Annotated in this window: 14 protein-coding genes; 7 read left to right on the forward strand and 7 right to left on the reverse strand. The window is 63.1% G+C overall.

What is annotated here, in order from left to right:
* Positions 1 to 36 precede the first annotated feature (36 nt).
* Positions 37 to 513, forward strand: coding sequence for a cache domain-containing protein (locus tag GJ654_RS06045; protein ID WP_155445226.1), 477 nt, complete (start codon positions 37 to 39; stop codon positions 511 to 513).
* 264 nt (positions 514 to 777) lie between these two features.
* On the opposite strand, the gene GJ654_RS06050 is transcribed toward GJ654_RS06045, so the two are convergent.
* Complete coding sequence (locus GJ654_RS06050; protein ID WP_155445227.1) at positions 778 to 1,173, reverse strand: hypothetical protein; 396 nt, start codon at positions 1,171 to 1,173, stop codon at positions 778 to 780.
* Positions 1,174 to 1,643: 470 nt separating this feature from the next.
* Between GJ654_RS06050 and purB the strand changes: the two genes are divergently transcribed.
* Both purB and GJ654_RS06060 read left to right on the forward strand, forming a co-directional pair.
* Positions 1,644 to 2,951 carry an adenylosuccinate lyase gene (gene purB, locus GJ654_RS06055; protein ID WP_155445228.1) on the forward strand — a complete coding sequence of 436 codons (1,308 nt, stop codon included), beginning with the start codon at positions 1,644 to 1,646 and terminating at the stop codon, positions 2,949 to 2,951.
* 586 nt (positions 2,952 to 3,537) lie between these two features.
* Entirely contained in the window at positions 3,538 to 4,107 is a 570-nt protein-coding gene (locus tag GJ654_RS06060) for a hypothetical protein (RefSeq protein WP_155445229.1), read from the forward strand.
* A gap of 9 nt (positions 4,108 to 4,116) precedes the next feature.
* Here GJ654_RS06060 and GJ654_RS06065 read toward each other — a convergent pair whose 3' ends face one another.
* Positions 4,117 to 5,328, reverse strand: coding sequence for an alpha/beta hydrolase (locus tag GJ654_RS06065; protein WP_246664619.1), 1,212 nt, complete (start codon positions 5,326 to 5,328; stop codon positions 4,117 to 4,119).
* A 125-nt stretch (positions 5,329 to 5,453) separates the two neighbouring features.
* On the opposite strand from GJ654_RS06065, the gene GJ654_RS06070 reads away from it, so the two are divergent.
* Positions 5,454 to 6,203 (forward strand): carbonic anhydrase, encoded by a 750-nt coding sequence (locus tag GJ654_RS06070; RefSeq protein WP_155445231.1) that lies wholly within the window; start codon positions 5,454 to 5,456, stop codon positions 6,201 to 6,203.
* A gap of 102 nt (positions 6,204 to 6,305) precedes the next feature.
* Here the strand turns inward: GJ654_RS06070 and kdsA are convergent, their stop codons facing one another.
* Both kdsA and GJ654_RS06080 read right to left on the reverse strand, forming a co-directional pair.
* Positions 6,306 to 7,151, reverse strand: coding sequence for a 3-deoxy-8-phosphooctulonate synthase (kdsA, locus tag GJ654_RS06075; RefSeq protein WP_155445232.1), 846 nt, complete (start codon positions 7,149 to 7,151; stop codon positions 6,306 to 6,308).
* An 8-nt stretch (positions 7,152 to 7,159) separates the two neighbouring features.
* On the reverse strand, positions 7,160 to 7,723 hold the full coding sequence (locus GJ654_RS06080; protein WP_155445233.1) for a hypothetical protein: 564 nt from the start codon (positions 7,721 to 7,723) through the stop codon (positions 7,160 to 7,162).
* 363 nt (positions 7,724 to 8,086) lie between these two features.
* Here GJ654_RS06080 and GJ654_RS06085 point away from each other — a divergent pair, with 363 nt between their 5' ends.
* A complete protein-coding gene (locus GJ654_RS06085) occupies positions 8,087 to 8,752 on the forward strand; it encodes a L,D-transpeptidase (RefSeq protein ID WP_155445234.1) in 666 nt (221 codons plus the stop codon).
* Positions 8,753 to 9,105: 353 nt separating this feature from the next.
* Positions 9,106 to 9,639: a hypothetical protein gene (locus GJ654_RS06090; RefSeq protein WP_155445235.1), complete on the forward strand. Its 534-nt coding sequence runs from the start codon at positions 9,106 to 9,108 to the stop codon at positions 9,637 to 9,639.
* A 31-nt stretch (positions 9,640 to 9,670) separates the two neighbouring features.
* On the opposite strand, the gene GJ654_RS06095 is transcribed toward GJ654_RS06090, so the two are convergent.
* From GJ654_RS06095 to tpiA, 3 genes are all read right to left on the reverse strand, one after another.
* Entirely contained in the window at positions 9,671 to 11,299 is a 1,629-nt protein-coding gene (locus GJ654_RS06095; RefSeq protein ID WP_155445236.1) for a CTP synthase, read from the reverse strand.
* 146 nt (positions 11,300 to 11,445) lie between these two features.
* Entirely contained in the window at positions 11,446 to 11,823 is a 378-nt protein-coding gene (gene secG, locus GJ654_RS06100; protein ID WP_155445237.1) for a preprotein translocase subunit SecG, read from the reverse strand.
* Positions 11,824 to 11,915: 92 nt separating this feature from the next.
* Positions 11,916 to 12,665 (reverse strand): triose-phosphate isomerase, encoded by a 750-nt coding sequence (gene tpiA, locus GJ654_RS06105; protein WP_155445238.1) that lies wholly within the window; start codon positions 12,663 to 12,665, stop codon positions 11,916 to 11,918.
* A gap of 328 nt (positions 12,666 to 12,993) precedes the next feature.
* Between tpiA and GJ654_RS06110 the strand changes: the two genes are divergently transcribed.
* Positions 12,994 to 13,515: a hypothetical protein gene (locus GJ654_RS06110; protein ID WP_155445239.1), complete on the forward strand. Its 522-nt coding sequence runs from the start codon at positions 12,994 to 12,996 to the stop codon at positions 13,513 to 13,515.
* The last annotated feature ends 36 nt before the right edge of the window (positions 13,516 to 13,551 follow it).

A 13,551-nucleotide genomic window follows, 5' to 3' on the forward strand; every position in this document is an offset into this window, starting at 1 on the left:
TCCGTGCGCAAGCAAAAGGCAACACGAGGAAACGACATGGCGCGCAAGATCATTTTTTTCGCGGCGGCGAGCGCGATGCTGGCGCTTTCGCAAGGCGCGGCCGCGGCTTCGAAGGGGACCAATGGCTCCGAGGCCCGGGAGATGCTGCTCAACGTCATCACCGAGGTGAAGGTGAACCGGCAGAACGCCTTCGACATGTTCAACCAGGGCGGCGGCCGCTTTGTCGATGGCGACCTTTACGTGTTCTGCACCGACGCGAAGACCGGGAAATTTGTCGCCGAGGGCAATGTCAACGCCAAGGACCTGCTCGGCACGGATGTGCGCGCGCTGAAAGACGTGAACGGCAAGCCCTTCGGTCTGGAGATCTACGCCGCCGGCCAAAAGCCGGAAGGCGAGATCACCGAGGTCGACTATCTCTTCGGCAAGCCGAGCGACCCGAAGCCCGTCCCCAAGACGAGCTTCGTCGCCAAGGTGGACGATGACTACGCCTGCGGCGTCGGCTATTACAAGTAACCCGCGCCCAAAATAGCTCTCATACGATTTCCGAAGCATCAGTTCGGAAATCGTATTCCGCTCGCGCGGACATCCGCCCTTCGCCTGAAGGATTTCCGCGCGATTTCGTTTTCGCGGATCGCGAAGCGATCTTGCGGAAACCGTATCACGCCGAGGAAGCGGCGAGAGCCGCCGTCTCGAACTGAGGCGGTTCACGGACCCCAAAACCGCTCGTCTCCCTCGACGGGCGGTTTCGCTTTCCTGGCGTGATGTGCGGAGGGCAGATCAGTGTTTTTGCAAGCGCGACGTCAGGAAGTAGGCGCTGCCGCCCGCGCCGAACAGATAGGCCGCCGCGATCGGCCACGACAGGGCGTTGATCACGCCGGAGCGAATACCAACAACCGTGACAACAAGACCGGCGGGGAAGCCGACCGCGCCGGCGATCAGAACGCCCCGCAGCAGCGGCGCGTCATGATCATCCCGGGCAAACCAGCCGATCAGCGCCCAAGCCAGCAGATGTGCGCCGAGAAAACGTTGCGCCAGCAAGACGTCTGGCGTGACGTTCCAGCCAAAGACAGGTGCGATTTGCGCGGGCGCCAGCAAGTATCCGAGACCAAAAACGATACCTATGACAGATATGATCGTAAAAAAGGTTTTGATTGACATGACGGAATACTCCAAATTTTACGTGGAGCTGCATTCCTAAGTTCATCAAAAATAGAGCACGGAGGGATTGCGAGCGCAAGCTATCCCCTGGCATGATCGGGACACCCGCGACACGAAAGATGGAATTCGTTAACTCTTTGTTAACTATTTGACGAGGCAGGAACAAATTCCCCCTGTTCGGCCGCGATTTGTCCCAAGTGTCAACTTGCCGAATATCTGTTTTTGTTCACCCGGGAATCTACTTACGAGGTCGCCGCAAGCGGATTCGCAGCGTGCGCTCCAGCGCATCTGACGGCTTATACGATTTCCGAAGGATCAGTTCGGAAATCGTATTCCGCGCGATTTCGTTTTCGCGGATCGCGAAGCGATCGTGCGGAAACCGTATTATAGGACGTGCGCCGCGAGGAGCGGCGGCGCGCCCTCTTGCGCCCGGGCGCGCCGCCGTCTAAGCGAAATCTCCTTTTTCGAGAACTCCAGGCGCCCCGATGATCCCCCGCTATTCCCGCCCCGAAATGGTCTCCATCTGGGAGCCGCAGACCCGGTTCAAGATCTGGTTCGAGATCGAGGCGCACGCCTGCGACGCGCTGGCGGAGATCGGGGTCATTCCGAAGGAGAGCGCGAAAAACATCTGGGACAAGGCCGGCAACGTCACTTTTGATGTCGACCGCATCGACGAGATCGAGCGGGTGACGAAACATGACGTGATCGCCTTCCTCACCCATCTCGGCGAGTTCATCGGGCCGGATTCCCGCTTCGTCCACCAGGGCATGACCTCGTCCGACGTGCTCGACACCTGCCTGAACGTGCAGCTCACCCGCGCCGCCGACATTTTGTTGGCCGACATCGACGGCTTGCTGGCCGCCATCGAGCGCCGCGCCTTCGAGCACAAGCTCACCCCCTGCATCGGCCGCTCCCACGGCATTCATGCGGAGCCGGTGACGTTCGGCCTGAAGATGGCCGAGGCCTACGCCGAATTTTCGCGCGCGCGCAAAAGGCTCGTCGCGGCGCGCGAGGAAGTGGCGACCTGCGCGATCTCGGGCGCCGTCGGCACCTTCGCCAACATCGACCCGCGCGTGGAGGAGCATGTCGCGGCGAAAATGGGCCTGACGCCCGAGCCGGTTTCCACGCAAGTGATCCCGCGCGACCGCCACGCCATGTATTTTGCCACGCTGGGCGTGATCGCCTCCTCCATCGAGCGCCTCGCCATCGAAATCCGCCATTTGCAGCGCACCGAAGTCTTGGAAGCCGAAGAATTCTTCTCCGAGGGCCAAAAGGGCTCGTCGGCCATGCCGCACAAGCGCAACCCCGTGCTCACCGAGAACCTCACCGGCCTCGCGCGTCTGGTGCGCGGCATGGCGATCCCGGCCATGGAGAATGTGGCGCTTTGGCACGAGCGCGACATTTCGCATTCGTCGGTCGAGCGCATGATCGGCCCGGACGCCACGGTGACGCTGGATTTCGCGCTGGCGCGCCTCACCAACGTGATCGACAAGCTGCTGGTTTACCCTGCGAACATGCAGAAGAATCTCGACCTGCTCGGCGGCCTCGTCCATTCGCAGCGCGTGCTGCTGGCGCTCACGCAAAAAGGCGCCTCGCGCGAGGACGCCTATAAATTCGTGCAGCGCAACGCCATGCCGGTCTGGCGCGGCGAAGGCGATTTCTTGACCCTGCTCAAGAAGGACCCGGACGTTTCGAAACTGATGAGCGACGCCGAACTCGAGGAAAAATTCGACCTCGGCTATCACCTCAAGCACGTGGACACGATTTTCAAGCGCGTGTTTGGCCGCGCCTGAGGACCCGCGCGACTCCCGTCGCGTGTCCTGGAGCCGCGCAAAGACGCGGCCCAGGAGGAAAGTCAGGCGACGCGTCGAACGAACGGAATCATTCGTGACGCGCGAACTGCGGATTCGACGCGCGCGCTCCCACGCGCGGGGAAAGGGCCGGGAAGAGGGGGAGTCCGGCATGAGCGCGACGCGTTCGTTTCGCAGCGTCGTCCCATGTTCGAGACCTTGTTCGCCGCCGCTCCACGCGCCGCATCCTTCAGCCGGGAGTTGAGCGCGGCGCAGGCTGGTCACGCCCACAGCCATTACAAGCGCCATCACGTGACCTCGCAGCGCCACCGTCACCACGGCATGCACATATGCGGAAGATGCACCGTCACGACATGCCCCGGATGGATCGGCGCGACATGCGCCGGATGCATGAGGGCATGTGAGCGTCGTTTGCTGTTGCGCCCGAAGAAGCCAAGCGCCGACGGGCGCCCACCGCCCGGGCCAGGCACGCAATTGTGATTGCAGTTAATTGCATTCCATGATTGCAATTAACTGCACCGCGAGACAGAGTCCGCCCGTTTGCGCGAGCGTTCTCTCAAGCGGGGGCATGGCGATGCAATTGTTCGAAGCTCTGAAGGAGCAGCTGAGATCGATCGGCGACAGGAAGCCTTACGACTTCATCGCCGCCGGCGTCATCTTCAACTATATCGCGGCCGAAAGCGGCGGGGCGGCGCTCGCCGAGGCCGCCGAATTCGCCGGGACGACCTCGCGAAAAGCCTATTACACCATCACAACCGCGAAGATTTTCTCGGACTATCCCGACCGCCCGCGCCTGCTGAAGATCGGATGGACCAAGATCGAGAAGATCGCCACCCACGTCGAAACTCAGCGTTCCCGAGGTCTCCCCGTGGACCTCGAGTCCCTCGTCAAGAGCGCCGAGACCCTATCGGCCGTCAATCTCGACGCGCGACTCAAAGGCCGGAAAGCAGTCAGCGCCGTTTTCAATCTGAATTTTACGGACTCGCAATGGACGACCGTTTGCGAAGCCCTGATCGCCATCGGCCGCCGCCATCCGGACGGCGCATGGCTGGGTGACAAGGAAACCGCATTCGTCGAGTTGGCGCAGCTTGCGATGAAAGATTTCAAAGAGCGGGAACGGCGCGCCGCACAGGCGTGACGCGACGGTTCAGTGCGTGCGGCCCATCGCCGAATCGAGGTTGTGGCCGACCTCCTCCAACCGGTCGCCCATTTCCTCGCGCGTGCGGCCGTCGACGACGGCGAGCGGGGCGGAAATGGCGAGGCCGGCCGCCGAACCGACCGTCGCCGCGGCGCCGGTCGCGGTCTGCGCCAGAACGCCGCCGAGTCCGGGCTTTTCCTCGAAACTCTGACCGCCGGCGAGACGCGCCCCGATGGACCGGACGACTTCCGGGCTCGTGGCGAACTTGGTGTGGTTGAGACTGTCCGGCGAGCTGATGTCGGTCAGGTCGATGGGCGTGATGCGCTCCTTGCGGAAAAAGGACGCGTAAGGCTCGGCATTGGGATCGACCGCGCCGATGCGCTGCCCGTCCCATACGACGCGCGAGGCTTGCAGGGCCTTGTCGTCGCGGGACACGAACATGGTGAAGGGCGGCCTGGGTTCGCCGATCTGCGAGATCTGGCGGCGGAACACGTCGACATCCACGTCCGGCGCGGCCATGATCACCTGTTTGATCTTGGGCGCGATCTTCCTGTCGCGGATCGCCATCTGCCGGAGGGCTTCCAGGGTCACCCAATTGCCCATGGAATGGGCGAGAATGTCGATCTCCGTGACGGCGGGGTCGCGCTGCAACCCGTTCAACAGGGCTTCCAGGGCGTCGCGGGAATAGTTCGCGCTTTCGCGGTCGTAGCCATAGCCAAGCAGGCTGCCGCGCGAAGGCCAGGTGAACAGGATGGGCGTCTCCTGCAAATGGGCGTCGTGGGCGAACTGGGCGAGTCGAAACACGGCCTCACTGAAGCGGGTGTTGTAGCCGTGGACGAAGACCAGCACATGGCCGTTGTGGGCCTCGACGAGGCGCCGGTTGAAGCGCTTGCGCGCCTCGTCCTTGTCGAGAATTTCGCTGCGCAGGGCGACGAATTGCCGGGACGGATCTCCGCTCGTGTCGTCCGGCGACTGAACCTCGCCAATCACGCGATTGGCGTCCGGGGGAATCGAGACGAGAATATCGGCGAAATTATACTTGATGTCGCGTTCGCCGCCGAACATGCGCTCCGGTTCGGGCGCGGGCTTGCGGGTGGTCGCCACCAGGACATTGACTTCGCTCGCGCCCGGGACCGTGCCGCTCACGGGCAAGAGTCCGCCATTGAGCCGGCCGGAGCAGCCGGCGAGCAGGAGACAAGACAGGAGGAGGGCGCGCATCATGACGCAAGCCATAGCATGGGCGCGGCCAGAGCCCAAGCGGCGCGGTCACGGCCCAAGCGCAAGCTTTATCGTTCCAAGGCTCCGCCGAGCGTGCTAGCCTGCCCAAAACACAACCGGGAGGACCCATGCTCAACCGCCGCTCCATTCTTGCCGGATTATTGGCTTGCCCCGTCTGCGCCGGCCTCGCCCGCGCCGAGGGCGCCGCGCCGCACTGGACCTATGATGGCCACGGAGGCGCCGACGAATGGGGCGCCCTCGATTCCCGCTTCAAGGCCTGCGCCGTGGGCGCGGAACAGTCGCCCGTCGACCTGAGGAAGGCGACAAAGGCTGACATCGGCGCGCTCAAGATCGACTGGAAGCCGGAGGCCAACAAAGTGGTCAACAACGGCCACACCATTCAGTGCAATGTGACCGGCGCCAGCTCCGCAACCCTCGATGGCGAAAATTACGCGCTCAAACAATATCATTTCCACACGCCGAGCGAACATGCGCTGGACGGCGCCCGCACCGACATGGAGGTCCATTTCGTCCACGCCAACGCGGCCGGCAAGCTGGCGGTCGTGGGCGTGCTGATGAAGGCGGGCGCCAGGCACGACGGTTTCGCCGCGATCATGGCGGCGGCGCCGAAGACGGAAGGCGAAGCGGCGCTCGCCAAAGCCGTGGACCCAAAAACATTTCTGCCCAAGAGCAAGGCGCGGTTCCGCTATGAGGGATCGCTGACCACCCCGCCCTGCTCGGAAATCGTCGACTGGAACGTTTTTGCACAGCCGATTCAGGTCGCGGAGAGCGACATCAACGCCTTCGTCAAACTGTTTCCGATGAACGCCCGGCCTTTGCAGGCGATCGGCCGGCGGTTTTTGCTTAAGGGAAGCTGAGCCCCCAGCGCCTCGGCCACCCGCGCGCCCCGACGACTCGCCATGCCCGATGCAACAGCGAACGCAAGGGCGGGTTCCCCGGGGCGTAACAATTCTTTGCCTTTACACCCCCTTGGCGAGCCGATCGAAGGCGATCAGCCGCTCCAGCAGCGCCGGCATTTCGCTCAACGGGACCATGTTCGGCCCGTCGGAAAACGCCTCGTCGGGGCGGTCGTGGGTCTCGATGAACAGGCCGGCGACCCCGACCGCGACCGCCGCGCGCGCGAGTACGGGAACGAACTCGCGCTGTCCGCCTGAAGACGTCCCCTGCCCGCCCGGCTGCTGCACGCTGTGGGTGGCGTCGAAAATCACGGGCGCGCCGATCTGCTGCGCCATGATCGGCAGGCCGCGAAAATCGGTCACAAGGGTGTTGTAGCCAAAGCTCGCGCCGCGTTCGGTGACCAGCACGTTGGGATTGCCGGCCTCGGTGATCTTGGCCGCGACATTCTTCATGTCCCAGGGCGCAAGGAACTGGCCCTTTTTCACATTCACCGGCTTGCCCGTGGCCGCCGCCGCGAGCAAAAGGTCGGTCTGGCGGCACAAAAACGCCGGGATTTGCAGGAGATCGACGACTTCGGCGACCGGCGCGCATTGCTCCTTTTCATGAACGTCGGTGACCACCGGCAGGCCGAACTGAGCCTTCACTTCGGCAAAAACCTTGAGCGCCTCATCAAGGCCAATGCCGCGCCGTCCCGAGGCCGAGGTGCGGTTGGCCTTGTCGAACGACGATTTGAACACCAGGCCGATGGTCAGGCGCTCGGCGATTTTTTGCAGCCTTTCGGCCATGAACAGCGCGTGATCGCGGCTCTCCATGGCGCAGGGGCCGGCGATCAGGGCGAGCGGCAAATCGTTGCCGAATTTTGCGGCGCGCGGGCCGGAGCCGATGGTGACGTGAGGGGCGGCGGACATTTTGGCTCCTAGGGCGCCTCGAAGGCGAGGATGAGGCCGGCGGCGCGCTCCGCGAGCACGAGGCGGTCGGATTTTTCCTCGAAGACGAGGCCGGCGGCGTTGAAAAAGGCGCGAACGGCCTTGAGCGAGGACGTGGCGAACACCAGCGCCTGTTCGCCGTCGCCGTAACGCTGGGCGAAGGCGGCGGGGGTCAGCGCCTCCAGCCGGGCGTTGGCGAGTTTGAGCTCCACCCCGGCGGAGGTGGCGCGCATCTCGCGTTGATTGGCGGCGCGGCCCAAAACCTCGGCATGGTCGGCGGGATTTTCCATGGTTTTGACAACGGCCGCCAGCGCCCGCGCCCCATTCGGATGCGGCGCGGCGGCGCCCGCGTCCGGATTCGGCTGCTCGGTCATGGTCAGGCTGAGCGGCCCAAAAGCCGGGGTCGGCTCAGCGGCGTCGCGCAGCACGATGATGGTCGAGCCCAGCGCGATCACGCCGCCCGGAAGCAAGGCGAATCCGAGGCGCGCCCAGCTTTTCTGCGCCTCTGCGGCGTTTTCGGCAACGATGGTGAGGTTATTCAGGTAATTCGGCATGCGGATCTGGATCGGTTTGCGGGCGAGGCTTTATGGGGCAAGCCCGGGTTGGCGTCCAGACCGGGCGCGCGCGGCGGCGCCCCCGGCGCGACGGCATGACGGTTTGGGGTCTGAACTTCCGCCGAAATCGAGCGTTTCCCGCGATGTCGTTGCTGATCATCGCCCGGCGTGGCGGGGTTCGAACTTCTGCGGACAGGCGCGCGGACGGGCGTTGTGGCGAACGCGGCTGGCGGCGGCGTCCTCTCGATCGTCGCCTCCCGACGCAAAAACGTCGCTACAGCCCTGACTGGAGATTTAGCTTGCCGAATTAACATGCTACGAAAAAGGTGAACCTGTGCCGATTTCCCCGCCTTGGAGGCGCACATGCGCGTATCCGTCGTTCCGCCCAATCGAATTGCCGTCTTGTTCACCGCCTTGGTCGCCATTGCGGTCCTCTTTCCGCATCTGGCTCATGCGCGACCCAGCGACCAGGAAGTGTTGGAGCAAGTCGGAACCGGAGGCGGCAAAATCGTCGTCAACATCGACAAGTCAACGCAAAAAATGACGGTTTCCGTGGAGGGAGGCCCAACCTACACTTGGCCGGTTTCGACGGGCATGCGGGGCTATTCGACGCCGTCCGGGAACTATACCGCCACATCCATGAACGAGATCTGGTACAGCAAGGAATTTGACAACGCCCCCATGCCCCACGCCGTGTTCTTCATGAGAGACGGCCACGCCATCCACGCCACCTATGAGGTCAAGCATCTCGGCAAGCCCGCCTCGCACGGCTGCGTGCGGCTCTCGCCCCAGAACGCGACGACGCTGTTCGAGCTGGTGAAAAAGAGCGGGCTGAACAATACGCAGGTGATCGTCAGCGGAAGCAGCCCCGGCGGCGATTATCTGGCCGGACGCAAGCTGGAGCCGCCAGCGCCAGCCAGCCAACCCGCCAGAGAGGCCACGAGGCAGCCCGCAAGACAGATTGTGAGACAGCCGCCGCCGCAGCAAAGCCAGGACATGTTCTTTCCGCGCATCTTTGGATTTCAGTAACGGACGGCGGGCGGGCGGCGCTTACTATTGTGGTCGAGCCAAGCGCGATCCGCGCCCGGCAGCAGGGCGAACCCCAACCGCGCCCAGCTTTCGTGAGCCTCTGCGACGTCCTCGGGGATAATGGTGACGCTCAGTTAATTGGGCATGCGGGTTTTGGTCGGTTTGCGGGCGAGGCTTTTGACCAGCGTTATGGGGCAAGGGGGGGCGCTACGTCCAGTTACAAACCCGTAGATGTAACCGAACTGAATTTTATCCGCGCCATTCGCGTCTACGCTGGAGCGGCATTGACATTTGAGTGCGGTGAGGTCAGCGTTAAGTTGTGTACAACTATGATAAATTGAAGAGATAGTGTTATGTCATCACCATTTCTGGAGCGCGCCCTCTTTGTAATCGGTCGGCAGGGAGACGGTAAAAGCTCACAAATAAGAGATATATTCAGAGACCGCCGCCTCCATAACAATGGTAAGTCCAGAATTGGCGAAAAAGGAAGTTTACGAGACTGGGTAGCGCTTTCTAATGAAAGGCACCTTCACATCCGAGTCACCTCGCCGCACGAATACGGGGATGACGTTGAAACGTTTTTTGACAAAATAGAACGTAAAAGTCATTCTGCATCGCGATATCGCTGGAATTTCTTATGCGCGCTACAGGCAAGCGCTTTCAATAAGATGCCGGATCCCGAAAATGTGGTGTCGCATTTCATGAAAAAATTTGAACCAGAACGCACCCGCGTTTTGCTGCTATATCGCAATTACAACGGGACTCTCATAGACTCGAGCGTTTTGACGCGCATTCAAGACGGTCTCGACCAGACTTGTGAATTTTACCTCATAGACGGCCGAAGAGACAACGGTTTGCTTATCGCCGATTTCTTCGATTTTACGTAGCACTAACGGCGCTATTCCCGTTATCATTTCGTCACACCAGCCGGCTCTGCGCCTTGGCGGCGGCGATAAAGCTGGCGAACAGCGGGTGCGGCTCGAACGGGCGCGATTTCAGCTCCGGATGGTACTGCACGCCGATGAACCAGGGGTGGTCCGCCAGTTCCACCGTCTCCGGCAGCAGTCCGTCTGGCGACGTGCCGGCGAAAATCAGGCCGCAGGCCTCCAGTTTTTCGCGATACGCCATGTTCACTTCGTAGCGGTGGCGGTGGCGCTCGGAAATTTCGGTCTTGCCATAAATTTCCGCGATCTTTGACCCCGCCTTCAGCCGCGCCGGATAGGCGCCGAGGCGCATGGTGCCGCCCAAATCGCCGCTCTGTTCGCGCTTTTGCAGCTCGTTGCCCTTGAGCCATTCGGTCATCAGACCCACAAGCGGCTCCTTGGTCGGGCCGAATTCGCTCGACGTGGCGTTTTCAAAACCCGCCAGCGAACGCGCCGCCTCGATCACCGCCATCTGCATGCCAAAGCAAATGCCGAAATACGGCAGTTTGCGTTCGCGCGCGAACCGCGCCGCCGCGATTTTTCCCTCCGCGCCGCGCTGGCCAAACCCGCCGGGCACCAGAATGCCGTGCACATGTTCGAGATAGGGCGCGGGGTCCTGATGCTCGAAAATCTCCGATTCGATCCAGTCGAGATGCACCTTGACCCTGTTCGCCATGCCGCCGTGGGTCAGCGCCTCGATCAGCGATTTATAGGCGTCGAGCATGCCGGTATATTTGCCGACCACCGCGATGGTCACCTGACCCTCGGGATTGTGGATCGAGCGCGACACCGCCTGCCAGCGCGTCATGTCCAGGCGCGGCGCCGGGTCGATGCCGAACGCGGCCAAAACCTCGCGGTCGAGACCGGCGGCGTGGTAGGCGAGCGGCACGTCATAGATGGACGCCGCGTCGCGCGCCTCCACCACCGCGGATTCGCGCACGTTGCAGAACAGGCCGAGTTTTCGGCGCTCCTCGACCGGAATTTCGCGGTCGCAGCGGCACAGCAAAATATGCGGCTGGATGCCGATCGAACGCAGCTCCTTGACAGAGTGCTGTGTGGGCTTTGTCTTCACCTCGCCCGCCGAGGGGATGAACGGCAGCAGCGTCAGGTGAATAAAGCAGGTGTGGTTGCGCGGCAGATCGTTGCCGAGCTGGCGGATCGCTTCCAGAAACGGCATGGCCTCGATGTCGCCGACCGTGCCGCCGATCTCGACCAGGACGAAGTCGTAGGCGTCATTGCCCTCGAGGACAAAATCCTTGATGGCGTTGGTGACGTGCGGGATGACCTGCACGGTGCCGCCGAGATAGTCGCCGCGCCGCTCTTTGGCGATGATGTCCTGATAGATGCGGCCGGTGGTGACATTGTCCTGCCGGTTGGCCGAGCGCCCCGTAAAACGCTCGTAATGGCCGAGGTCGAGGTCGGTTTCCGCTCCGTCGTCGGTGACAAAACATTCGCCGTGCTGGTAGGGCGACATGGTGCCGGGATCGACATTGAGATAGGGGTCGAGTTTCCGCAGCCGCACCGTATAGCCGCGCGCTTGCAGCAGCGCGCCGAGCGCGGCGGAGGCCAATCCCTTGCCGAGCGAGGACACCACGCCGCCGGTGATGAAAATATACCGCGCCATGACAAGTCCTCAAGGTTTTACGCACGCGAAGGACCGGCGTCCTTCGCTTGCCGCGTAGTCTGCGATGGGGAGATCCGCTGCGACCGAATCGCCGCGGAGTCTAGCCGGGGGCGGGGCTCATGTCACAAGCCCCGCGCAACAGGAGCTTACTGCGAGCGCGGCGGCGCCTGCGGCTCCGGCGCGGCCGGGGCCGGGTCCAGCTTCTTCAGCTGATCCATCAGGTTTCCGCCCTGCGGCGCGCCCTTGGTCTCACCGGCGGGGGCCGTCGAAGCCGGCTGCTCGAACACCGACGTGTTGGTCCGCGTGTAGCTGGCGAGGATGGTCAGCCCCAGGCTGGTGGTGAAGAACAGGAAGGCGAGGATGGCGGTGGCGCGGGTGAGCGCGCTGGCCTGTCCGCGCCCGGTGAAGAACGAGCCCGAACCGCCGCCGATGCCCAGCGCGCCGCCCTCGGAGCGCTGCAGCAGAATCGTGACGATCAGGGCCACGACGATCAGCATGTGAACAACGATCAAAACCGTCTGCATGGCGCTTTCCAACAAGGCAAGCCGCCGAAAACCTGTCCGGCGGCGGAATTTGTGGCGTCTTTAGACCAATTCGAGCCGCAAAGGAAGTGCGCTCACTTATAAACGCCGGCAATACCCAGAAAATCCTTCGCCGTGAGGCTGGCGCCGCCAACCAGCGCGCCATTGACGTTTTCCACGCCCATCAGCTCGACGGCATTGGCCGGCTTGACCGAGCCGCCGTAGAGAATGCGCACCTTCTCGCCTTCGCCCGGCATCAGGTCGATCAGTTCGTGGCGAATGAAGGCGTGGACTTCGGCGACATCGGCCGCCGTGGGGGTCAGTCCGGTGCCGATCGCCCAGACCGGCTCATAGGCGACCACGAGCGTCGCCGCCGTGGCGTCATGGGGCAGCGACCCCGCGATCTGCGATCCGACCACGGCGAGGGTCTGGCCGGACTCGCGCTGGTCGCGGGTCTCGCCAACGCAGACGATCGCGGTCAAACCCGCCCGCAGCGCGGCTTCCGCCTTGTCGCGCACCATCTGGTCGCTCTCGCCATGATCGGCGCGGCGCTCGGAATGACCGACGATGACATAAGTCGCCCCGGCGTCCCGCAACATTTGGGCTGAGATGTCGCCGGTATGGGCGCCCGACGCCGCGGCATGACAGTCCTGTCCGCCGATGGCCATCCCGCCACCGGCCTGCGCGGCGGCGGCGATCAGGGTCGCCGGCGGGCAGATCAGGACTTCCGCGCGACCGGTCTCGCCCGCCCGCACGGCGCTGGCGATGGCCTCGAGTTCCCCGAGCGAGGCGCGCAGGCCGTTCATCTTCCAGTTTCCGGCGGCGAGCGGACGAATGTCTGTCATGGCGGGGCTCCAATGGTGTGGTCGTTGCGATAGCAGAGCCGCAATCCCTTGCCCAGTGGCGTGGGCTTGCGCGACGCGACAAAAGGTCGCTGGCCCGAGACTTGCTTCGATATCGCCGGGAGTATCTCCGATGCCGAACCGGCCCGCCATTGTGGCGCGCCGCACGCCATCGACGGCCCCAGTGTCAGCTTTGTCGGAATGGCGACCCTCTTTCGCGCCCGTCCGCCCTCCCAACACAAAAAAACTCCGCCGCGACCGAACGCGCCGGCGTCTCTGCCGCTACGCTCCTGGATCGTTCAGGAAAGAGCGGTCCCCTGAAAGTCTCTCCATGACTGTCACCAACACTTCCGCGTTGCAAAACCTCGACGCGCGCCTGGTCAAGCCGACCCACAAGGGGCCGACCCATGTCGCGGGACGCGTGGCTTTTCGCGGCGACATCCTGTTGACCGACGCCGATTCGCCGCTGCTGACGGCGGCGATCGCGGCGGCCGACGCCGATGGCGCGGGGCTGTCGTTCCTGGCCGGGCAGCTGGAAAAGTTCTCGCAGCTGCCGATTCTGATCGCGGCGCTGGGCGGCGAGCTGAACGCGGGCGGCAAATATTTCATCTATGTCGCCGATGTGCAGCGCGGCGACCGCTACCAGATCGCCTTCGGCGAGGCTTCGGTCTATGTGCTGCCCTATGACGACGTTTCCGTCTATAATGAGCTGATTGACTTCTTCTATCTCGACAAGTCCAAGATGAAGAAGTTCGACACCGCCGCCAAGATCGACGCCCTGGCCGACGGCGCCGCCAAATACGCCGAGACTTTTCCCAATCTGACCTATGAAGAAGGGCTGGCGCGGGTCTGAGCCACGTCGGCGGGGCCGGGTTCGTCGTCGAATCCG

It is taken from the genome of Rhodoblastus acidophilus (genome assembly GCF_009720655.1).
GTDB classification, from domain to species: Bacteria; Pseudomonadota; Alphaproteobacteria; order Rhizobiales; family Beijerinckiaceae; genus Rhodoblastus; species Rhodoblastus acidophilus_A.

Coding starts and splice junctions, on each gene's coding strand:
- GJ654_RS06045 (WP_155445226.1), top strand. CDS start 37: ATGGCGCGCAAGATCATTTTTTTCGCGGCGGCGAGCGCGATGCTGGCG.
- purB (WP_155445228.1), top strand. CDS start 1,644: ATGATCCCCCGCTATTCCCGCCCCGAAATGGTCTCCATCTGGGAGCCG.
- GJ654_RS06060 (WP_155445229.1), top strand. CDS start 3,538: ATGGCGATGCAATTGTTCGAAGCTCTGAAGGAGCAGCTGAGATCGATC.
- GJ654_RS06065 (WP_246664619.1), bottom strand. CDS start 5,328: ATGATGCGCGCCCTCCTCCTGTCTTGTCTCCTGCTCGCCGGCTGCTCC.
- GJ654_RS06070 (WP_155445231.1), top strand. CDS start 5,454: ATGCTCAACCGCCGCTCCATTCTTGCCGGATTATTGGCTTGCCCCGTC.
- kdsA (WP_155445232.1), bottom strand. CDS start 7,151: ATGTCCGCCGCCCCTCACGTCACCATCGGCTCCGGCCCGCGCGCCGCA.
- GJ654_RS06080 (WP_155445233.1), bottom strand. CDS start 7,723: ATGCCGAATTACCTGAATAACCTCACCATCGTTGCCGAAAACGCCGCA.
- GJ654_RS06085 (WP_155445234.1), top strand. CDS start 8,087: ATGCGCGTATCCGTCGTTCCGCCCAATCGAATTGCCGTCTTGTTCACC.
- GJ654_RS06090 (WP_155445235.1), top strand. CDS start 9,106: ATGTCATCACCATTTCTGGAGCGCGCCCTCTTTGTAATCGGTCGGCAG.
- GJ654_RS06095 (WP_155445236.1), bottom strand. CDS start 11,299: ATGGCGCGGTATATTTTCATCACCGGCGGCGTGGTGTCCTCGCTCGGC.
- secG (WP_155445237.1), bottom strand. CDS start 11,823: ATGCAGACGGTTTTGATCGTTGTTCACATGCTGATCGTCGTGGCCCTG.
- tpiA (WP_155445238.1), bottom strand. CDS start 12,665: ATGACAGACATTCGTCCGCTCGCCGCCGGAAACTGGAAGATGAACGGC.
- GJ654_RS06110 (WP_155445239.1), top strand. CDS start 12,994: ATGACTGTCACCAACACTTCCGCGTTGCAAAACCTCGACGCGCGCCTG.